Annotated in this window: 15 protein-coding genes and 6 pseudogenes; 10 read left to right on the forward strand and 11 right to left on the reverse strand. The window is 57.5% G+C overall.

The annotated features are described in order from the left end of the window. Positions 1-95 (forward strand): annotated as a pseudogene (locus Harman_RS19745) (IS5/IS1182 family transposase); the annotation flags it as partial. Positions 96-130: 35 nt separating this feature from the next. Beyond that, positions 131-280 (forward strand): annotated as a pseudogene (locus Harman_RS19750) (IS630 family transposase); the annotation flags it as partial. Between the two features lie 222 nt (positions 281-502). On the opposite strand, the gene Harman_RS19755 reads toward Harman_RS19750, so the two are convergent. The 6 genes and pseudogenes from Harman_RS19755 to Harman_RS19780 all read right to left on the reverse strand — a co-directional run. Continuing rightward, on the reverse strand, positions 503-1,423 hold the full coding sequence (locus tag Harman_RS19755) for a helix-turn-helix transcriptional regulator (RefSeq protein ID WP_137685404.1): 921 nt from the start codon (positions 1,421-1,423) through the stop codon (positions 503-505). Between the two features lie 107 nt (positions 1,424-1,530). Then, positions 1,531-2,388 carry an ABC transporter ATP-binding protein gene (locus Harman_RS19760; protein WP_137685405.1) on the reverse strand — a complete coding sequence of 286 codons (858 nt, stop codon included), beginning with the start codon at positions 2,386-2,388 and terminating at the stop codon, positions 1,531-1,533. After that, positions 2,388-3,497, reverse strand: a complete 1,110-nt coding sequence (locus tag Harman_RS19765; RefSeq protein WP_137685406.1) for a FecCD family ABC transporter permease — start codon at positions 3,495-3,497, stop codon at positions 2,388-2,390. The genes Harman_RS19760 and Harman_RS19765 overlap by 1 nt, the downstream gene beginning before the upstream one ends. Positions 3,498-3,501: 4 nt before the next feature. After that, the gene (locus tag Harman_RS19770) at positions 3,502-4,686 is read right to left on the reverse strand and encodes an ABC transporter substrate-binding protein (protein ID WP_137685407.1); all 1,185 of its coding nucleotides are present in this window, start codon (positions 4,684-4,686) and stop codon (positions 3,502-3,504) included. A 162-nt stretch (positions 4,687-4,848) separates the two neighbouring features. After that, positions 4,849-5,148, reverse strand: coding sequence for an O-methyltransferase (locus Harman_RS19775; RefSeq protein WP_137685408.1), 300 nt, complete (start codon positions 5,146-5,148; stop codon positions 4,849-4,851). Between the two features lie 181 nt (positions 5,149-5,329). Beyond that, a pseudogene (locus Harman_RS19780) lies at positions 5,330-5,922 on the reverse strand (ISH3 family transposase); the annotation flags it as partial. Here Harman_RS19780 and Harman_RS19785 point away from each other — a divergent pair. The 3 genes and pseudogenes from Harman_RS19785 to Harman_RS19795 all read left to right on the forward strand — a co-directional run. Continuing rightward, positions 5,918-6,016: pseudogene (locus tag Harman_RS19785) on the forward strand (IS5/IS1182 family transposase); the annotation flags it as partial. The pseudogenes Harman_RS19780 and Harman_RS19785 overlap by 5 nt on opposite strands. A 990-nt stretch (positions 6,017-7,006) precedes the next feature. Next, positions 7,007-7,609: pseudogene (locus tag Harman_RS19790) on the forward strand (ISH3 family transposase); the annotation flags it as partial. 169 nt (positions 7,610-7,778) lie between these two features. Further along, positions 7,779-8,225 (forward strand): universal stress protein, encoded by a 447-nt coding sequence (locus Harman_RS19795; protein ID WP_137685409.1) that lies wholly within the window; start codon positions 7,779-7,781, stop codon positions 8,223-8,225. Between the two features lie 310 nt (positions 8,226-8,535). Here the strand turns inward: Harman_RS19795 and Harman_RS22185 are convergent. Continuing rightward, a pseudogene (locus Harman_RS22185) lies at positions 8,536-8,727 on the reverse strand (aldehyde dehydrogenase family protein); the annotation flags it as partial. Positions 8,728-8,974: 247 nt separating this feature from the next. Here Harman_RS22185 and Harman_RS19805 point away from each other — a divergent pair. Then, on the forward strand, positions 8,975-9,814 hold the full coding sequence (locus Harman_RS19805) for a proline dehydrogenase family protein (RefSeq protein ID WP_137685411.1): 840 nt from the start codon (positions 8,975-8,977) through the stop codon (positions 9,812-9,814). 321 nt (positions 9,815-10,135) lie between these two features. On the opposite strand, the gene Harman_RS19810 is transcribed toward Harman_RS19805, so the two are convergent. Beyond that, on the reverse strand, positions 10,136-10,879 hold the full coding sequence (locus tag Harman_RS19810) for a helix-turn-helix domain-containing protein (protein WP_137685412.1): 744 nt from the start codon (positions 10,877-10,879) through the stop codon (positions 10,136-10,138). 274 nt (positions 10,880-11,153) lie between these two features. Here Harman_RS19810 and Harman_RS19815 point away from each other — a divergent pair, with 274 nt between their 5' ends. The 4 genes from Harman_RS19815 to Harman_RS19830 all read left to right on the forward strand — a co-directional run bounded on the left by Harman_RS19815 (position 11,154) and on the right by Harman_RS19830 (position 14,700). Continuing rightward, positions 11,154-11,753: an acetyl-CoA hydrolase/transferase C-terminal domain-containing protein gene (locus Harman_RS19815; RefSeq protein WP_137685413.1), complete on the forward strand. Its 600-nt coding sequence runs from the start codon at positions 11,154-11,156 to the stop codon at positions 11,751-11,753. A gap of 150 nt (positions 11,754-11,903) precedes the next feature. Next, entirely contained in the window at positions 11,904-13,373 is a 1,470-nt protein-coding gene (locus tag Harman_RS19820; protein WP_137685414.1) for a sodium-dependent transporter, read from the forward strand. A 2-nt stretch (positions 13,374-13,375) separates the two neighbouring features. Continuing rightward, a complete protein-coding gene (locus tag Harman_RS19825; protein WP_137685415.1) occupies positions 13,376-13,693 on the forward strand; it encodes a hypothetical protein in 318 nt (105 codons plus the stop codon). A 2-nt stretch (positions 13,694-13,695) separates the two neighbouring features. Next, entirely contained in the window at positions 13,696-14,700 is a 1,005-nt protein-coding gene (locus tag Harman_RS19830) for a proline racemase family protein (protein WP_137685416.1), read from the forward strand. Positions 14,701-15,620: 920 nt separating this feature from the next. Here the strand turns inward: Harman_RS19830 and Harman_RS19835 are convergent. From Harman_RS19835 to Harman_RS19845, 3 genes are all read right to left on the reverse strand, one after another. Beyond that, positions 15,621-17,081, reverse strand: a complete 1,461-nt coding sequence (locus Harman_RS19835; RefSeq protein ID WP_137685417.1) for a sugar porter family MFS transporter — start codon at positions 17,079-17,081, stop codon at positions 15,621-15,623. Positions 17,082-17,350: 269 nt separating this feature from the next. Beyond that, complete coding sequence (ppsA, locus tag Harman_RS19840) at positions 17,351-19,648, reverse strand: phosphoenolpyruvate synthase (protein ID WP_137685418.1); 2,298 nt, start codon at positions 19,646-19,648, stop codon at positions 17,351-17,353. A 92-nt stretch (positions 19,649-19,740) separates the two neighbouring features. Continuing rightward, positions 19,741-20,904 (reverse strand): NAD(P)/FAD-dependent oxidoreductase, encoded by a 1,164-nt coding sequence (locus Harman_RS19845; protein WP_137685419.1) that lies wholly within the window; start codon positions 20,902-20,904, stop codon positions 19,741-19,743. Positions 20,905-21,007 lie beyond the last annotated feature (103 nt).

The following is a 21,007-nucleotide window of genomic DNA, read 5'->3' on the forward strand; positions in this document are numbered from 1 at the left end:
GCGACGCCGTGCGTGCGCGAACCTGGTACGGTGAATTTCGTGAGCTAGTCCTGATGTGTGCGGTTCACAACATCAAGCAATCTCTGAAACCGTGAAATCAAGCTACGTCTGGTGATTCACCACGGCCAAGTATCTCAAATGGACGATGGCACCAATCATCGTTGAGAACGAAGCGGAAGTCAAAAACTTCGTTCAGGATACGTTCGAGAAAATAACGAAACGCGTCAGCTTTGCAAACAGGTGGTACGAACAATCCCTTTACTTCCAGAAGTTATCTTAATCATTACGGTCACCCTGTGGTTCTATCGGAACATTCTGGGACTCGAGTCCTCTGAATCCCAAGCGATGGAGGTAGTGGAGGCGTTCAGTCCGACCACGGAGAATCGACTCGCTGACCTGGCACCGCCGAGCGTCTACTCCACGACTCCAGTCGAAGCAGTGCCGTTTACCCTTCCGCACGAGGAATCGCCCGACAGTGGATAGTCGGGGGCTGTGGAGAGAATCACGTCGAAGGTGCGCGCTCGCAGTCCAACAGTGCAATCGATTCCGAGCGGAGATTTTGGAACGTCACTCGCGCCCACTCGACCACCCGAGAGTTCTCGGACTTGATGACCGTCGTCGCTCCCTCGGTCTTCCCCCAAGTCATCAGGAACACCGTCCGGTCGTCCACGAGATACACCTCGCAGGGGAACGGCTGGTCGTAGCTGAAGAACGTCGGTGTTTCCGCCGTGGATTCGAGTGCCGTCCACTGTTCGGTGACGCTGTCGTTTTCCAGACAGACCTCAGTCGCGTCCGCGTCGAACACGACCTGGTCATCGGGCCGAACCCCGTTCCGACGGGACGCGAGCCCGTTCTTCATCGAAAGCTGTGTCACCGTGCTCGCCAGCACTCGCACTGATCCACTCTCAGCGATGGCGTCTGCGACGGCTCGCGAGGCGGCCATCGGGTCGGCTGCGTCGTCGACGACGACCTCACTGTCGACGAGGTGACGGAGCTGGAGTCCCCGCCAGCCGATAGGTAACTGCCCGGTTACGTGCGACTTCTCGTTGCCGACGTGAACTGTCTCGATCAGTTCGGCGACCTCCTCGTAGATGGCCGCGCCAACGTCTGTTATCGAGAGCTCCCCGTTCTCGTAGCTGCGGTCAATCCAGTTGCGGTCCTCCAGGTCCGAGAGAATGCGGCTCAGCGTCACTCTGGAGGCTCCCGTCGCAGTCAGCAGGGCATCCCTGGTTTGAGGGCCTTCAGAGAGCAACTGGAGGATGTGGATGCGGTGCTGTGACCGGATGAGGAAGGCAACGTCTTCGATTGCGGTGGAGTACGCCGAGATTGGTCCGTCGAGATGGACCGGATCGGTTTCCTCTGCTGGCAGGTTCATGCTTGCAGCGATGCTGTAGACTCGTTCGTCCGATTTCGGCTCACCCATAATTCTTAGGTTTGCCTAAAAACACGAAATGGTTTCGGTTCCGGCACCGTCGGTACCGAACACAAACGGTCCGGCTGCAGAACAGGAAAGGCCGACCGTTGAGACGGCTATTCGGGGCCGCTTAGCGACTGTTGGGGGTGGATTCGAAGCTCCGGCTCGTATTGGACCGCCGCGTCCACCTCGAAGACCTCTGCGAGCAGTGATTCGGTGACAACCTCTTCGGGGTGGCCCCGGTCGAAGATCTCGCCGTCCTCGAGGACCAGGAGGTGGTCGGCGTGGCGAGCCGCCTGCGCGATGTCGTGTAGGACGACGATTACGGTGATCGCCCGCTCCTGGTTCAGCCGACGGACTGTCTCCATCACCTGCAACTGATGGTTCAGATCGAGGAACGTCGTCGGCTCGTCCAGCAACAGGATGTCGGTATCCTGGGCGAGGACCATCGCCATCCACGCAAGTTGCTTCTGCCCGCCACTGAGGTCTCCGACGGAATCCTCCCGGAGGTGCTCGACGCCTGCTAGGTCAATCGCACGCTCGACGGCGGCTTCGTCCTTGTCGGAGATCCCATCGAAGAACCCCCGGTACGGATACCGACCGTGGTAGACCAGATCCTCGACGGAGAGATCCCCAGGTGACTCGTTCTCTTGTGAGAGGCGGCCGAGCGTACGCGCGAACTCCTTCTGGTCGTACTCTCGGACGGTCCGCCCATCAACGTGGACGGTACCCTCTCGTGGGCGAAGGTGGTTCGAGAGAGCCTTCAGCAGGGTGCTCTTCCCGCTCCCGTTAGGTCCAATGAGCGCGGTCACTTCGCCGTTCGGAATCCGCAGCGTGTCACAGGAGACGATGACTTCGTCCGACGACGGATACGCCAGCGACAACTCGCTCACAGAGACGACGATGTCCGAGTCGTTATTGCGTCCCTCCTGTGCGCGCCCCGAATCGGTAGTCGTGTTGACTTTCTGTGTCATCAGATTTCACCGAGGTTCGTCTTCTGCCGCATCAGGTAGAGGAAGTACGGCCCACCGACCAGCCCAGTGATGACGCCGACCGGCAGCTGTGTGGGGTTCAACGCCAGCCGCGCACCGACGTCGGCGCCCACGAGTAGCGCTGGGCCGACGAAGACGCAGCCGATCAGCAGCGGCTTGTAGTCGCTGCCGACGAGGTTACGGACCATGTGCGGGACGATGAGGCCCACGAACCCGACTAGGCCCGCGACGGCGATCGCCGCGGACGCACACAGGATCCCGATTGCGGACGCGCCGAACCGGACTTTCTCGATGGACATCCCCAGGGACTTCGCGGTGTCCTCGCCCAACAAGAGGACGTTCAGCTGGCGCGAGATGAGCAGTGCTAGGCCGAGCGCGAGCGCCGTGAACGGGAGTGCCAGCCGGACCTGTTCCCAGTCCTTCCCGATGAGCGACCCCGCCATCCACGTGCGGGCGGACATGACCGTCGCGAGGTCGTCGATGAAGAAGAACAGGCCGCTCTGGATGGAGCCGAACACGGTGCCGACGATGACGCCAGCAAGGACCAGTCGAACCGGGCTGGCGCCGTCCTTCCACGCAATCGCGTACACGAGGACGAACGCCACCGCACCGCCGGCCGACGCTAGGATTGGGAGGACCGAAGCCATTGCCGGGAAGAACATTAGGACGACGATGATGACGAGCCCCGCACCCTGGCTGATACCAAGGATGTAGGGGGACGCGAGTTCGTTCCGCGTGATGGCCTGGAATATCGCCCCCGAAACGGCGAGGTTAGCACCCACGAGGACGCCGACCAGGATGCGCGGCAGCCGGATGTTCCAGACGACGAGCGTCTGCCGGCTGAACTCCTTGGGCAGTGACCGCCCTAGGAGGAACGTCTCCCACGCGCGAACGCTGAACAGGACGTTCGGGTCCAGGACAGTGCGCCACGCTTCTGCGAGCGTGAGCTGGTAGGTGCCAAAGCTCACCTGGGCGAGCGTGGCGACGCTCAGTACCCCGATGCTGCCCAAGATCACTGTGATCAGCGACGGGGAGATCCAGTCGTAGGTGAACCGTTCGGAGATTTGATTCCTGACTGATAATTCGGACATGGGCTTAGACGTTGCCGAGGATGATGTCCGTGAGCCGGTCCCGGTCGAACAGCTTCTCATCCTCCGATAGCTCTCCCACGGGGCCAGGCCACTCACCGAACTCGTCTGGGTAGATCTGCTTGGCGCCGGCTTCCAGCGAGAACAGCTCGATGATCGGCCCCATGAACGTACCCGCGACGCGGACGACGTTCTCGTTCTGCACCGCGGTGAGCTGGCTGCCCTTGTTGTTGTTCTTGAAGCCGCCCAGGATCTGGTTCTGCAGCCGGTCGTAGGTCCCGCGCGAGAGCGATGGTTCGACGATGAAGTCCGGATCGACCTCGAGGAGCGCCTCGTAGCCGACCTGGCCGCCGACCTCCATATTCGCGAACGCGTCCTTCACGCCGAGCTGCCGGAGTGTGTGCGTGTCTTTGCGCTTCCCGTTGATATTGGCGGGCGTGAAGTTTCCGCTGTCGGGCTGGATGCCGTTGATTAGCAGCGTCGCGGTTGGCCGCTCGTCTTCCGGCGGGAGACGCGACTGCACCTCCTCGAGGACCTCGTCGTGGAACTGCTCCCACGCCGCGAACTGCTCCTGTCGCTGGAAGATCTGGGCAACCTTCTCGAAAGCCTCGTACATTTCGTAGTACGGCTCCTCGCCCATGATCGGCGTGTGAAGTTGCGAGCCAAGGAACGGGGCGACGTTGTTCGCGATTTCCTCGATGTCTTGGTCGTCCCAGTCCGCCCAGTACTTCATGTGACGAGGGTCCACGAGGATAACGTCCGGGTCGACCTGATAGAACGTCTCCTTGGAGTAGTTGCTGCGTCCCTCAACCTGCGTGATCTCGTCAGGGTTCCAGTTGAGGCCCGGGAGGAGGTCGTAGAATTTCGTGTTTGGAGAGATGAACCCACCAGTCGCCTTCGGTGGGATATTGAACGCCATGCCGAAGTCGATCCAGTTCTGCGTGAGGTACGTCTCCGGCACCTCTTCGAAGGTGTGGCTGCCGTAAGGCTGGACTGTGACGCTGTACGACTCCGATTCTGAATCGTCGGTCGTGTCAGACCCCGATTCCCTGGATGTCGTCGACTCCGGCTCGCTCTCGTCGGTCGTGCCCGCGTTTTCTGTCGATTGCGTACCCTCAGACCCGGAGGTACAGCCGGCGATGCTACCCACGAATAGGCTGGCGCCTGCGGTCAGATACTTTCGTCGCTGCATGCGTTTTTAGGTTTGACTAAATCACGATAGTATTTCGCCAGTTAACGAACCTTCACGCCGTGAAATGGTGCTTCAGGAAGTGTAGTCGAAGGAGACACGCTCAGTCTCGGCGTCCTCATGCTCGGCCAACCCGAGTTCGCAGCGACCGTCAATCGCCGTTGCTCACTCGGCCTTCACGGCGAATCCGGTTCCGTCAGCGAACGGCAATATGACCGACTGCAACTGCGGGCGGTTCACGAACCGTTCGTTGAATGCCAACAGCGAAGCGACCTCCTTATCGGGTGATTCCTCGTTAACTGCAGCCAATGGTACCTGAACACCCCACAGAAGATTGTCGACGACGAGCACCCCGCCCGGTCGCAGCAACGGCACCACGCTTTCGAGGTACGCCTCCCACTCGTCCTTCTTCGCGTCAACGAACACAAGGTCGAACTCACCGTCTAGCCCCGAGAGGAGTTTCAGTCGATCACTTCGAGACCTCTCTAACTACTTCAGTAGAGCTTGAATCTGCGTTTTCGATGCGTGGTCAGTTCTCGAAATGACAGGAAAGGTGAATACGACGGTGAGGAGTCGCTGTCGGCGGCGGACTGCTGCCGACGTGGCGGCGCTGCACATCACGACTTCCGTCCCTTTCGGGAGATAACTACCGGAAGAATCGGTCGTCAAGTGATTGGTTCGCTGGCACAGACCTGCGCATGCCAAGCGCTGTCCAGACTGCCCGCAGCAACATCTCACAGAACTCCGTAAACGGCCATCTCCAGAGGCGGCGCCCCCGCAGCGGGCCGCCGCCACGTACATCCAGTGGAGATACCGCCAGGTGTTCTGGAGCAGGAGGCTCACTACAAACATCACCAGTCGCAGGCCAGCATCCTGAGAACTGGTGAACGCGAGGCTCTGCTTGGCTAATCGGTAGCTCGATTCGATGCCGAAGCGCTTGCTGTAGTGCTCTCGAGCATCTCGTGGCGTGTCGATGAACGGCGCGTCACGGCTACGCCGCTGACGCGCCACCCTGTGTTCGTCGTATCGTCCTTGCTGGTAGACGCAATCGGTGAACACAGGGAACGTCACCTCACCTGCGAGATCGTGTTCGTTCTCGCGGCTCCAGCCACTGTTGAGTTTGTCCTAAATCGTCTTGCCCCACTTGACGATTGGCATGACGTAGGCGTAGTTGTGCGCGTACAGCAGTGTGAGGCAAGTGCTGTTGAAGAATCCGCGATCAAGGTAGACGGCCTTGACGCATGCCGTGCGTACGCGAACTTGGTACGGTGAATTTCGTGAACTCGTCCTCATGTGTGCAGTTCACAACATCAAGCAATCTCTGAAACCGTGAAACCAAGCCATGTCTGACGACTAACCACTGCCAACTGTTAGATTTGCCAGACAGTATTCGAATCTAGGATTTTTTAACCCAGCCACCCAGAAAATTCAGAATATCTGAAGAAAAATAGTGCTTTCTATGGGCCCGCGAAAAGGCAGTCCGTCTATCAACAAGCTGACGCCGCAGGAATTCTTCCAGGTCTCAATACCTACGTAATACACAATATTGGTTTAAATACAACTCATAGCGAGAGCGCGGTAGGATCTAGAAGCTTGGTGAATCGACAAGAGGGGAGTACGGGGAGTGGAACGCGTGAGGAGGGCATGTCAGAGGGCACTCGGTGGGCTCCAGCCCTAATGGGGAACGGGCGAGGGCGATGGTGAGCAGGTGTGTCGGATGCTTTTCAGAGACCGCCTCCGACCGGCGGCTACCGATACCTATTGGCCGACATGCACTAAAACCACATACGAGTTTCTGACTTGGAAACCCTACTTCGAGGTTCTACCAGCATGCTGCTGCCGATGTGGTTGATTACGTGCAACATCAGTATACGAGCTCCGTATCGATTGGACCGTCCCGCTGTCACTCTCCTTTCGAGGGTTATCGAGGAATCGATTCAGATTAAATGCCTCATATAACAATTCTATACAATCATATTCGGAAATATAAAAAGAAAGTAGGTATTATATCCTCAAATTAGAACATAATAGATATATAAAACCCCTCTCTTATCGAAATCTATAGTTACAAACTAGAATATAGTAAAATATAGAGTGTTTTGACCTAATATAGAAATATATGACTATATGGGATGTTTGAGCTGTTTATAGGAATAACAGCTGATTGGCACAGTCAATGGTTCACCTGTTCGACCGTAGTGAGGGCTGTTGTACCCCACGAGATCATTCTGCTAACCGCAAACTCGGTCCCTCACAAAGCCTGTTAGTTGAGAGGTCTGCTTGCTGAAGCGTGACCAAACAACAGTAGCAAGCAGACGGTGAAATCCACGAGGACCAGCTCCGTAACTTTCTCGTCAACGTACTCACCGGTGCATTCGGCGTGAGTCTCGGCGAGAATGCTGATATCGACCCCGAAGACATCTACGAGGTCCTCGTCGGTGCAACCGCCGACGGGACCTTGATCTCCACACTTTGCGACCGGAGTGAAGACAGCTCATCCGGCACGAACATCCTCCGTCACCTTCGAACAAAACTTGACCTTGAGACGGTCAAAACCGTCGGAAACACGCTTCTCAGCCAATACAAGCTTGATGTGCTTCCCGAGTAGGTGGAGATCGTCGTGGAACTCCACCTACGCCCTTACTACGGCGACAAAGAGGAAACGGATGGGCTCTACTACAACGAAGCAAAGGACGGAACCACTGCATTCCACGCGTACGCGACACTGTATGCTTGGGTTCGAAACAAGCGATACACGCTGACGGTGCGCCGTCTCACCGATAGCGACACCGCCAGCAGTGTCCTCGCGGAGTTTCTCGGCCTCGTCGATAGCGAATTCTACGACGGCAAGTGTCTCACGCTGATGCAGGCGCACAACTGCGCCTACGTGGTTCCGATCATCCCATGGGGAAGCGAGATTCAGCAGTGAACTCTCTCGTCAGAAGCAGTCAGCCGACGACGCTTTGCGAGGTACTGAAACTGTAATATCCCTCCGGCGATCGGTAATCTTGGTACTTCGGCACGGGCGAGGATATCAAAAGCCAATCTCAGTATGACCGTATAAATTATGTACCCAGAAGCGTACAATCTGTAGCATGGATACGATAGTAGTCGTGTTAGATAGTGCTGACCCAGATGAACAGTTGCTCAATGCAGCAAGAACGTATGCGACAGGTACTGAAACGGAGGTCCTACTATGTCGAATTGTAGATCAGGATCACTATCAGGACGAGGTTCGGAATAAAGCAGAAGCAGGAAAACGTGTTGACAGTATCGACGAAATAGAATCTGAAGCTGAAGCTGAAGCTGCCGAAATTGGTGCTGAATACCTTGGTAACGAGATACCATACACACCTCTTGGAATTCTTGGCAGGATACCTGACGATATTCTTGATATTGCCGAGGAGTGGAACAGCGATCACGTCTTTATTACTGGAAAAAAACGGTCTCCAGCTGGAAAGATGCTCTTTGGTGACCAGGCACAAAAGCTAATCCTTGATTTCGACGGGCCGGTCACAATTATCACAGAATCTGCTTCGTAAGCGGCTTTGTTTGTACGCTGTGGCTCTTGACTATGCAGCAAGAAGTTATCTCTTGGTTCGCTGACTCAGTTTCATCTCGGTTTTGAGAGCCGTCTACACTGGTCTCGTTACCTTTTCATGCAACAGCCATGCTGTGAAGACTGGTAGTAGCCGGCGGAAATACTACTGAACGCACGGCAGGAAACGGATTCGTCTCGCTGCTAAAGCAAACTCCGGCTAGGACCGATCTGTGACCACCCGTGAGATTCCATCTATGATCTGACGGAAGTAGGGTGAGAAGAACGTAATGACTGAGAGAAGTAGGATGATAGCGACAATCGGCTTGGACCGAGTCCGCGGCTTCAAGGGCGGCGTCGACGTCAGCCTCGGTGCCGCGGTAGAACGTCCGGAGGGATTCGCCGGTGGCGGGGTTCTCACTTTCGAACGTCTCAGTATCTTCGCTGTTAGTCCACTCACCGTCGATATAGTGGCGGCTAGCCTGTGTCGTTGCCTGTTGACTCATATTTACGTTTCCTCGTAGGGTACGCTAATAACCGCACCCTCCCATGGTGGGGGCAGCAACCGTAGTGGACGGCAACATCCTAACGCGTTTACACGGCTTTAGAGTCGCTCTATAGTGATATCTGAACCCGAGTGGTGGAACCATCATGCCGTCTGTGTACCTGAGAAAGGCCCTTTATTTCATATTAATTGTCTCGGATGATTTGGTCGGGGGGCGGTTTAGGGTCATTGGCCAGAGAGAAAGACACATGATACCCCCTCTTGCTAATCGGTTTGTCGCGGGAACTACAGACTCGGAAGCGCTTGACCACGTCGCTGACCTGAATTCCGAGGGAATCGGCGGCATCCTCAACCTGCTGGGCGAGCACTATCACGAGCGAGACCCAGCAGACGGGGACGCCGACCAGTATATCGACCTCGCCACCACGCTTGCGACCCGTGACCTCGACGGCTCCATCTCGGTCAAACCTTCACAGATCGGCATCGACATCGGTCCGACCCCGTTCGAGGAGAACTTCGCGCGCATTGTCGAGGCAGCAGCTGCCGAGGACGTGTTCGTCTGGTGTGACATCGAAGATCACACCACGACCGATACGACTCTCGACGCCGTCGGATCAATGGCGCGCGAGTACCCTGGCCAAGTCGGTGTCGCCTTGCAGGCGAATCTCAAGCGTACGCGTGAAGATATACGTCGCTTCGCGGATCTTCCGGCGGCAGTCCGGCTCGTGAAAGGTGCCTACGACGAACCACCATCGGTTGCCCACCAGAAAAAAGAGTACGTCAACGAAGCCTACGAAGACTACCTCGAGTTCATGTTTCGGGAGTTCGATGGTGGCATAGCCGTCGGCAGCCACGACCCGACGATGATCGACCGCGCGGTCGAACTGCACGACGAGTACGGTACCGACTTCGAAATCCAGATGCTCATGGGGGTCCGCGAGGACGCCCAGCGGGAGTTAGCCTCGCAGGGGTACGAAGTCAACCAGTACGTCCCCTATGGAGACAAGTGGTTCCAGTACTTCTATCGACGCATCCGCGAGCGCAAGGAGAACGTCATATTCGCCGTCCGAGCCATCGTCGGAGTTTGAACTGTAAGGAGATACCGGATGCAGAGGGCTGCCTAGCCTCCCGATGTTGTCGTGATTGAGACGGCGGTTAGCGCCACCTTGACCAAATCAGGATGTTTCCAGCTGATGAGTGTGGTCTCGGCTCGTTCTGAAAACTCAAAACTGGAGCAGCCGCTAGCAAAGCTGAAGCGTGCTATCTCTCCCTAGGCCTCTAGGGACGCTACTGGCCCTCCTTTTCTGGGTGCTACCTCTTGGATCTGAAAGCCAAATGCGGTTCGGACCTCCACCGTCCCACTCGGCTCGGACAACTAGCTTTGGCGGGGAAGACGGGGTCGGCGCCCCTTAGAGTGACTCCTTGGTTTCGTTAATTGCGGGTTCGAGTAGCTTCGCTTCGGCTTTCCTGAGGTGTTCGAGTAACGTCGTCTTCGAGATACCAGCTTCATCGGCAAGTTCGCGAGTCGTGACCTCTCGCGGCCAGGAGTAGTAGCCGTGTTCGTGGGCAAGTTCGAAGATTTCGCGCTGGCGCTTCGAGAGGAGTGCCACTCTATCGCGGATTGTTCCCGTCGGACTGTCTCGTGAAGATATACTGGTGACGGTGATTTCAGCGTCATGCGAGTCTCTGACGGTATCAAGTTGCTGGCTGAGGTAATCTCTGTCGACCGTGTCGACGAACACGGCCCAGTATTCCCAGCCATCTCGGATTTCGACGGGACCTTCCTGAATGAACCCGTGGGAGACGAGCGCATCGCTGATTGTATCCTCCGGGTCGTACTCGACAAGCAATTCGCGGCTCGCGTTGCCCAGTGATCTGTGTGGGTGGCCGAAGTCGTATCGGTGTTGCATCTCGGCAACCGAGTGGGTTAGCCGGCTATCAGACGCTGCCTCGACAATCTTGTCGATATCCTCCGCAGAGTCACCATAGGCGGTGAAATGACCCTTGACGCGTCCGTCAGCCGCGTTGTACACAGTGTGCCCAAGCAAGTTTGCGGGCGTTTCCTCAGTCACCTCAAGTGTCCAATCGTCCGGGTGCCAGATTTTGAGTGTGAGGAGCGCGCCCTGCGCACCATCCTCCTCTTCCGTAGGCATACGTCAACAAGGGAATCGCAACGATAAAACGAGTTCGGCCGACCATGGTCGGGGTGAGGTGTCTGTGGCGTTCATCGAGGAGCTGATGGAGCAGAAGGTAGAGTCGCGGGAATAACGGCAGTATATCTCGGCCAGTCATCCCAGGCCGACGGGTGGCCTGCTCTTCGTCCGTCCGAGGGAGGCCCGTCTGCTTTCGGAAGTCACCTGGAGATCAGCGGAGTTGTGACACGCTGCTCGTACACTGGAAGCGTCGCTCGTCCTCGTTATCCCACACATGGTCGCTGTCCGGCACAGCAGGTTCGCCAGCCCAGTTCGGGCCTGCGCTCGTCTTGGTTCCTATGGTCGGGAAACGTTATTATTGACTCTGCGTCGGTTTCAGTCTCATGAGCAGAGGACCACCGACGTATCAGCAGTGTACGACTCGGCGGAGATTTCGAACAATCCCGTACTTGTCGACCGGTTCGGGGTGGTCGCAGTCAACAGTGCACTCGAAGTGGATGTCTATGGGCACGTGAACTCAACGCACGTGAATGGGTGCCGGATGATAAACGGAATCAGCGGGAGCGATGATTTCACGCGGAACGCGTTGCTTTCAATTATCGCACTTCCTTCGACGGCTGGCGACGTTTCGCGGGTCGTCCCGATGGTTCCCCACGTCGACCACACTGAGCACGATGTCGACGTCATCATCACCGAACACGGTGTCGCCGACCTCCGGGGCCGGTCGCCCCGTGAGCGGGCGACGTCCCTGGTTGAGAACTGCGCCCATCCCGACTTCCAGCCTGCCCTTCGTCGGTACCTTGAGAAAGCCAACCGCCAGGGAGGGTACGAACCGCACGTCCTCGAACGGTCCTTCTCCTGGAACGACGAATGAACGTCTCCTTTACCGCAGAACGTCAGGTAGGCGACTCCTGAATCCTCCAAAGGGGCTATACGTCGTGAAGAGTTACTACGACCAGATACCCCGCCTATGGTCGGGGTCCGTTATAGGGTCGAAAAAGCGGATAGGTCTATCTGGATTAATATGTCAAACGGTAACGCGCGAACGGTACGAGAGGAATGGGGGACGCGATTCGGGTTCCTCATGGCAATGCTCGGTGCCATGGTGGGCGCCGGCAACATCTGGCGGATGCCCTTTACGACGGGCCAGAACGGCGGCGGGACGTTTCTCATCGCGTACGCCCTGCTGCTGTTCCTCATCGCCATTCCAGGCCTCATGGCCGAAACGATGCTCGGTCGGTACACGGGCAAAGGTGTCATCGGTTCGTTCAAGCAGATACTCGGAGACAAGCGGTACGCGGGCTTCGCGCTCGTCGTCGTGCTGGTTAACGTCGCCGTGATGTCGTACTACTCGACCATCATCGGATGGTCGATGTATTATGGTGGGCACTCATTGTTGTTGACGTTCTTCGAGTCCGGGTTCGAGGCGACGCCGTTCTGGGAGAGTTTCGTCGGGTCGCCGCTGCTGACCATCGGAACGCACACGCTCACCATGGCTGCCATCGCGGGCGTGCTGGTGTTCGGCATCAAACGCGGCATCGAGAGGGTCGTGAAGTATGTAATGCCGTTTCTCGTTATCGCACTCATCGCCATCGGGGTGCGCGGCCTCACGCTTCCTGGCGGGATGGAAGGACTCGCGTTCGCATTCACCCCCGAATGGAACTACTTCCTCCGTGGCGACATGTGGGTCGCCGCGCTTGGCCAGGCGCTCTTCTCGACTGGCCTCGGCTGGGGCATTGCCCTGACCTATGGGAGTTACCTCCGCAAACACGATGACGTCGCCCTCGGCGGTGGCGTCTTCACCGCCGTCGGGAACACGAGTATCGGCCTGCTGGCCATCTTCGCGGTGTTCCCGGTGGTCTTCGCGTTCGGGCTCGAACCCGCTGGCGGCGCGAACCTCATGTTCATCTCGCTCGTACAGGTGTTCCCCCAACTGGCTGGTGGCCCGCTGTGGGCCATCGGGTTCTTTCTCGGGTTCTTCTTCGCGACGTTCTCGTCTGGGATTGCAATCACCGAGGTCGGCGTGACGACTGTGACCGAGGAGACTCGACTCAGCAGAACCCAATCGGTGCTGGCTGTCGTCGGAGTTATCTGGTTGTTGGGCTTGCCGAGCGCGTACGATTCATCGTTCCTCAGCGCGATGGACTACATCTTCGGGAACTTCGGGTTTCCGCTCGCAACGCTCTGTATCATCTGGCTCGTCGGCTGGAAGCTCGGTCCGGAGCGCGCTCGCGTTCTTGACCTGAACCGGAACGCCGACCTCTACGTTGGGTCATGGTGGAATGGGGTTGTCAAGTACATCATTCCCGTGGTGTTGGTATTCATCATCGGCAACGGGGCGGTCAACAGCCTCGGAACCGACAACCAGACGCTAATGATCGGCGGCATCGCGCTCATGTTCGTGTTGACCGCGGTGAGTATCTGGATCATGCGTATCGTGCCCGATGGGAAAAGCAGTGACGACAGCGTAGCTGCGTCACAGGGAGGTGACTGACGGTGGCGCTCTCAGCAACCACGTGGGTCGTGATGCTCGCCATTGTTGGCCTCCTCTGGGGGTCCGCGACCGTCACCATCTGGAAATCGATGCACGACGAGGAACGGAAGCTGCAACTCATCCGGAAGCAGGGAACGATCGATACCTACTCGCCGCGTGCGATGGCCGACCTCCGTGAGTGGATCGAGACCCATCCCGCGGACCCGTACGTCGACGAAGCCAGAGATCGGTACAACGACTGCGTCGAGACGCTACGAGAGATTGACGAGCCGTTCTACGACTGGAACGACGACGAGATTGCCTCCCTCGAGAAACTGTGAGCATGGACGACGATATTCGAATCCATACTGTGGACACGCATACAGAGGGCGAGCCAACCCGCATCATCACCGACGGAATCGACCGGTCGGCGTTCGCGGGCGGCAGCGTCGCTGCCCAGCGCGAACGATTCGCAGACTCGCTTGATTGGGTCAGGGAGCTGTTGATGAAAGAACCACGCGGCCACGATGACATGTTCGGTGCCGTTCTCGCCGACCCAGCGGACGATCAGGCGGACATCGGGGCGTTCTTCATGGACAGCGGCGGCTACCTGGACATGTGCGGACACGGAACCATCGGCCTCGTGACCGCACTCATTGAGCGTGGTGACATCGACCCCGCTCCGGTTGTCACCGTCGAGACACCAGCCGGTCTGGTAGAGACGCAACCGACGGTCGAGGACGGATTCGTCACGTCTGTCACGCTCCGGAACGTCGAGTCATTCGTGTACGACCGCACAACGGTTACTGTCGAGTGTCCCGATGGCCTTCTCACGGTTCCCATAGACGTGGTCTACGCCGGGAACTTCTTTGCACTGGTCGACAGCGAAGATGTCGGATTGACTGTCGACACGAGCAACACCGAGGCGTTCGTCGACCTTGGACTCCGGATCAGAGAGCAGGTGAACAAGGACCTCGAAATCACTCACCCATTCAGTGGCGAGGAGGAGCCCGTTGCAATCACGGAGTTCTACCAGTCGAACGCTGGCGTGGACAGTAACATCGTGGTATTCGGCAACGGCTCCATCGACCGGTCGCCCTGCGGTACGGGAACTTGCGCCAAGATGACGTTGTTACACGACATCGGCGACCTGGCTGTCGACGAACCGTACGTCTACGAGAGCGTCATCGGCACACGGTTCGAAGGGCGGTTAGTTGATACCAAGACACGCGATGGGCGCCGCGTCACGACTCCAGAGGTCTGCGGGTCAGCTGAAATCATTGGCGAACACACTTTTGTCCGGCGACCGCACGATTCACTCGACGGCTTCAGCGTAACGGCACGGTGAATCGCCTCGGGGAATTCTCCTATACCACTTGTAAACAGCGTGCCAGTCGACGGGTGTGACACTCGCATCAAACCCGTTCATGGTCGGCTAGCCTCTACGGAACGGGAATCCGGGTACAATGATGTTGAACTACACATGTCTGAGCTGCGGTGGCTCAACCGACTACATACGGGGAACATGTTCTCCATCGCCTTCTCGTGGATCGACATATCGGTGTACTCCTCGCGGAACGCCTCGAGGCGTTCGTTCTGACCAGCCAGTTTCGCTTCGCGAGCACGTATCTCTGCAGTCCGCTCGACCTATTCGAGTGCCGGTGTGATGTTGCTAGCCAAGATCTCCGTGAAGACTCGATCCTAATCGTCGAAGGTTGCTGCCGACGGTGAGCTGGCAATCAAAATCCCAGCCCCGCCTCGCGTCCTCTCGATCAGCCGTGTTCTATCGCCCGTCCGTCTGCCCCACGCTGAGGAGGACTTCGCCAGCTTCACTGCTGACAAAGGCTACGACTAGATGGATTTATGCGAAAAACTTCGCGTAAAAGGTGTGTGGCTGCCCATTAGATATCGTAATTTAGAGATATTTCTGACAGCAATTGATCGAAAATACGGAACTAGAGCAGGTAGATGTTTTGTTGGTAGTGATAATAGTTTCAAATACTTCTATATCTATACAATTCGGTAACATGTGCGTCTATATTGTGTTAGATCATTCACTGCACATATATCAAGCGCAACTATGTCGTATACCTCTGTTCTCAAAATTTTTCAGCCAAGTCGACGCAGAAAACAGCTAAAAGTGGAGAGCGTCGTTCAGATCTACGAAAATATCAAGTACTTGGTCACACATTAGGTCAGTCGCTGCATTCGATTGGGTGCTCCGTATGAAAGATCTTGAGCACTCAGGTACCGATATAGCTGAAAGAGTTACTTGTCGAGGTAGTCGCTGTAATCTGTCTGTTCGACGTGGTCAGTAATCGCTGGTTCACGGTTCCCGACACTAGCTTCGCGAAGATCAGCCTCGATTTCCTCTAAGGTCCGTCCTTTCGTTTCGGGAACGAACACGTACACGAAAACGAACCCGACTGCTGCAATGCCGGCAAACACCCCGAATGCGACTGTTTCGCCGACTTCGAACAGGGCCGGGAAAAATTGCGCGACGAGGAAGTTGGCGAACCAGAGTACAAGTGTGGTCACGCCCATTGCGGCCCCGCGAACGTTGAGCGGGAAAATTTCGGAGATCACCAACCAGACCACAGATCCAAGGCTAACCGCGTGGAAGGCAACGAACAGCATCAGGCTCGCAATCGTGAGGGGGCCGAGAATTTCCCCCATTCCGGACAGGGTGTATGCTACTGCGAGGACAGTCAGCGAGACGAACATCCCAACGAGACCGACAAGCAAGAGCGGTCGACGGCCGACTCGGTCGACCAGGAAAACCGCGACAACTGTGAGCGCCACGTTGATCAGACCGATACCGATTGTTCCGAAAAGGGATGCAATGTCGCTATAGCCGGCAGCATCCAGGATTGTTGGGGCGTAGTACACAACGGCGTTGATGCCGGTTATTTGCTGTAGAATCGCGAGACCGAGACCGACAACCAAAACTGGGCGAAGCCACGGCCGAAGGAGATCGCGGAAGCTCCCCTCGTCACGCTGTGACATCTCTAGGATATCCTGTATCTCGGCATCGATGTTTGCTCCGTTCCGAATTCGGCTCAGGACGGACCGAGCCTGTTGTTCCCGATCCTGTTCGATAAGCCATCGCGGGCTCTCCGGCATGAAAATGATGCCGGTAAACAGGACCATCGCAGGGATCATCCCTAATCCGAGCATCACGCGCCACGAAAGGCCAGCGTCCATAGCCATGCTTGCAATGTACTGATTGGTGATATACGAGAGCAAGATTCCGCCTGTGATGGCCACATTATTGAGCGTAACGAGCGAGCCGCGGATCTTCGCCGGCGCAATCTCTGCGATATAAAGCGGCCCGACAACGGAGGCGAAGCCAATCCCGACGCCATCAAGGATGCGACCAACGATGAGAATTCGAACCGAAGGTGCGACTGCCATAATAAACGAGCCAACAAAAAACAGGATGGCACCGATGAGGATGAGTCGGCGTCGGCCGAGTCGGTCTGCAAGGCGACCGCCGAACGCCGCGCCGATAATTGCCCCTGCCATCGCACCACTGACGACTGTCCCCGTTAAGAACGCATCTGTCCCCAGCCGAGGGAACGTTTCGGACATGTACAACAACGCTCCAGAGACAACGCCGGTGTCAAATCCGAACAGTAACCCGTTTAGTGCAGCGAGCGCAGAAATAATGATAACGAAAGAGCCGACATCGTCGTCCGCTGCAGGCCATAGCCGTTGAAGTAAACTCATAGCTTGGATACACCTCCAGAGGGACAGTTCATACTGGCACTTTGAGTGGTATCCCATACGGTCCCGTTGGATAACCGTGTCTCTTGTCGCAACCCCATATTAATGAAGATTATTATCTTTTAATTAAATCTTCCGATACTATGCTACAATAGCTATTTAGATTAATATTTTATAATGAAAGTTGATCTGAATACGGCCACGGTCCGAGTAGCGCTGTGCGTACTTGTGAGTACGCTAACGACGTTGCTACAGTCCAGTTGAAACCGTGCTCAACGGATCGTATCAACCAGTAGCTTCTGCTCGACGCGTTTGACTTCCTGTTGGACATCCCGAACTGCATCGACGTTTGGCGACAACGATGTGATGCCGGCGTTGACGAGCGCCTGAACCATCGCCGGCTTCGAGGCCGCCTGCCCGCAGATACTCGTGTCCACGTCGTTGGCCCGGCAGGTCTCGATCACGTCGGTCATCAGTGTCCGGACCGCGGGGTGGAGCTCGTCGTAGCGGTCGGCGACGTTGCTGTTGTTCCGGTCGACCGCGAGTGTATACTGGGTGAGGTCATTCGTCCCGAAAGAGACGAAATCGACACCCGCATCGGCGATTTCTTCGATCGAGAGCGCGCTCGCCGGTGTCTCTATCATCACGCCCCAGCGGCGTTTGTCAGGGTCGATACCGACGTTCTGCATGTGTGACTTCGCCCGGAGCACGTCCTCCGCGTCGGTCACTAGCGGGAACATCAGCTCGACGTTGTCATAACCCATCTCGTGTAGTCGCCGGACTGCCTCCAACTGGAGCTCAAACGCCGCTGGCTTGTCAAGACTCCGTCGGATGCCCCTGTAGCCCAGCATCGGGTTGTGCTCTGTCGGTTCGTCCTCGCCGCCGGCGAGTTGGCGGAACTCGTCGCTTGGCGCATCGAGCGTCCGCGCGCGGACGGGACGAGGGTAGAACTCCTCTGCGACCGTCCGAATACCGTCGATGATCTCCTGTCGGAACGCCCGGTCGCCGTGGTCCGCGATGTACTTCTCGGGGGTCTTGCCCAGCGACAAAACCATGTGCTCGATGCGCAGTAGACCGACGCCGTCAGCCCCTGACGCCGCAGCACGCTCGGCGGCTTCTGGAATAGAGACGTTGACTTTCACCTCCGTCGCCGTCATCGGCTTCGGAACGCGCCCCGTGTCGGATGCGGTCGTTTCCCCGGAGCTACCGGGATCGCCTGTCTCACCCGCCGGTGACTGTCCATTGCTCAGTTCCGCCTCCGTGGCCGCACCGTCCACGACAGTCCCCTTATCCCCGTCGACAGTCACGTACTGGTCATCGGCCAACGTCGCCGTCGCCGACTCCGTTCCAATGACGGCCGGGACGCCCAACTCGCGCGAGATGATAGCGGCGTGGCTCGTCATCCCGCCCTCGTCGGTGACGATCGCCGACGCCCGCTTCATCGCCGGAACCATGTCTGGTGTCGTCATCTCGGCGACAATGATGTCACCGTCGGTTACCGCATCGAGGTGGTCGAGCTTACCGACCGAGCGGACGCGTCCGGAGACGGTCCCCGGGCTCGCACCTAACCCGGAGACGAGGAGTTCACCGTCGCTGTCGCCATCTGTCGAGGCCGCGCCGTTCGTTGACTCGTCGATGGTCGTAATGGGACGGGACTGGAGCATGTACACGTCGCCATCAGCGATGGCCCATTCTACGTCCTGGGGGTCGCCGTAGTGGTCTTCGACCAGCCGACCGACCTTCCGGAGTTCGTCGAGTTCGTCCTCGTCGAGGACGCGCTCGTCTCGCTGCTCTGTCTCGACGGCCTTTTCGACGGTCTCACCGGTCGCTGCGTCACGGACGCATTTGATCTTCTTCGTCGTGACGGTCACGTCCTCGATCTCGCCGCTTTCTTTGTCGATGATGTAGTTGTCGGGTGAGACAGATCCGGAGACAACGGCTTCGCCGAGCCCCCACGCGCCCTCGACGACGATTTCGGAGTCCCCCGTCGAGGGGTGACTGGTGAACATAACACCGCTCTTGTCGGCGTCGACCATCCGCTGGACGACAACGGCGATGTCGACGTTCTCGTGATCGAACCCCTGTTCGTCGCGGTAGTAGATGGCCCGCTGTGTGAACAGTGAGCCCCAGCAGCGCTTGATCTGGTCAAGCAAGGCCTCGCGATCGACGTTGAGGAACGTCTCTTGCTGGCCGGCGAAGGAGGCGTCGGGGAGGTCCTCAGCCGTCGCCGACGACCGAACGGCCACGAACGGGTCGTCGCCGAAGTCGGCGTAGGCGTCGAGAATCGTCTCCCGGACCGAATCGGGCCATTCGGTGTTCATGATGAGCTCGCGGGCATGCTGTTCGGCCGAAGCGAGTGCCGTCGAGTCCTCGCTGTCCACGTCGACGGCCTCGAACAGTTCCTTAGTGATGCCCGCCTCGTCGATGAAGGTGCGATATGTGTCAGCTGTGACGATGAATGCCGACGGTACGGGCAAGCCGGCACCGCGTAGTTCGCCGAGTGATGCCCCCTTCCCGCCGGCGGTATCGATGTCACTCCCGCTGACTGCGTTCAGCCAAGCTACTGGCATTGTTCAATAACACTAAACGGAATACCATGAATGTATGGGTTCAATTGTCCTACGCCACACTACAAATGTCCGACAGCCATTCAAGAACCGACCTACATATCGGGCCAAGCCTTAGCGGCCCGACCGATACCGGTTATATCGTTGATCCAGCGTGCGGCGATGGCTTTCTTGAGAAGTTTCGCCGTCGTACCGCCGAACGTCGCAATCGGGACGTTCATCACGTCGTGGGCGACGGCTTTCTCGCCGACTGAGACGACTGTTCCCTTATCCTCATGAGTCCAGGTCTTCAGCGGCTGGCCACGCACAGCACGGGCAAGGTTCTCACCGGCAACCTCCGCGGCCTGCCAGGCGGCCTGAGCCGTCGGCGGTGCGGGCTGGTCGCCCGGTTGGTCGATCAGCGCCGAGTCACCGATGGTGAACACGCGCTCGTCGTCGGTCTGGAAGTTCCCTTCCGCGTGGACTCGGTGATTGCGTTCGTCTTTCTCTAGATCTACATCTGCCACGCAATCACGGCCGGTGATACCGCCTGTCCAGACCAGCACGTCGTAGTTAAGTTCGTCTTCGTCGCCAATGTAGACGGTTTCCTCGTCAACCTCACCGATGAATTCTCCGCATTTGATGTTCACGTCGCGCTCTTCGAGGCGCTTGCGCAGGGCACCCTGGAGTTCGGGGTCGCTGTTGGGAAGCACCTGATCCAGTCCTTCCACAAGATGAATGTCGATAGATGCGTTGTGGTCCTCGCGGAACTCGGCAATCTCTCCAGCAGTCTGGATGCCCGAGAGCCCCGCACCGCCGATAACGACCTGTGCATGGTCGTTCGTCGACGCCTCTTGAGCAGCATTCTGTATCGCGTCGTGAATCTCCAGCGCGTCGTCGAGGCTTTTCAATGTCAGGGCGTGTTCTTCGAGGCCGTCGATACCGAAGAAAGCGGTCTGGGAACCAAGTCCAACGAGAAGATAGTCATACTCGATAGGGTCGGAATCGGTGAGGACGACCCTCTGTTCTTCTGTGTCGATATCCACGACCTCGTCCTGGACAAACGAGGTCGATGGCTGTTTGATCTCGTGTACCGGAATAGCGATTTTCTCCTGAACGCTGGGGTCCCGAATGCACCGATGGGACTCGTGTAACACAAGGTGATAGTCCGTGTCCGAAACCCACGTCACGTCCGCTTCGCCGTTCAGTTCGTTTTCCAGGCTTTTGATCGTGCCTGCACCTGCATACCCTGCTCCGAGTACTACCACACGCTCTGTCATATGACCATCTGTGACACCAACCGATACAAAGCCTTTGGAATTAAGACGCAGTATCGGGACGACATTCCGGCATCGTCGTCGGCTCGGGACCGCCTACCGTGTC

Source organism: Haloarcula mannanilytica (assembly GCF_005406125.1).
GTDB lineage: Archaea > Halobacteriota > Halobacteria > Halobacteriales > Haloarculaceae > Haloarcula > Haloarcula mannanilytica.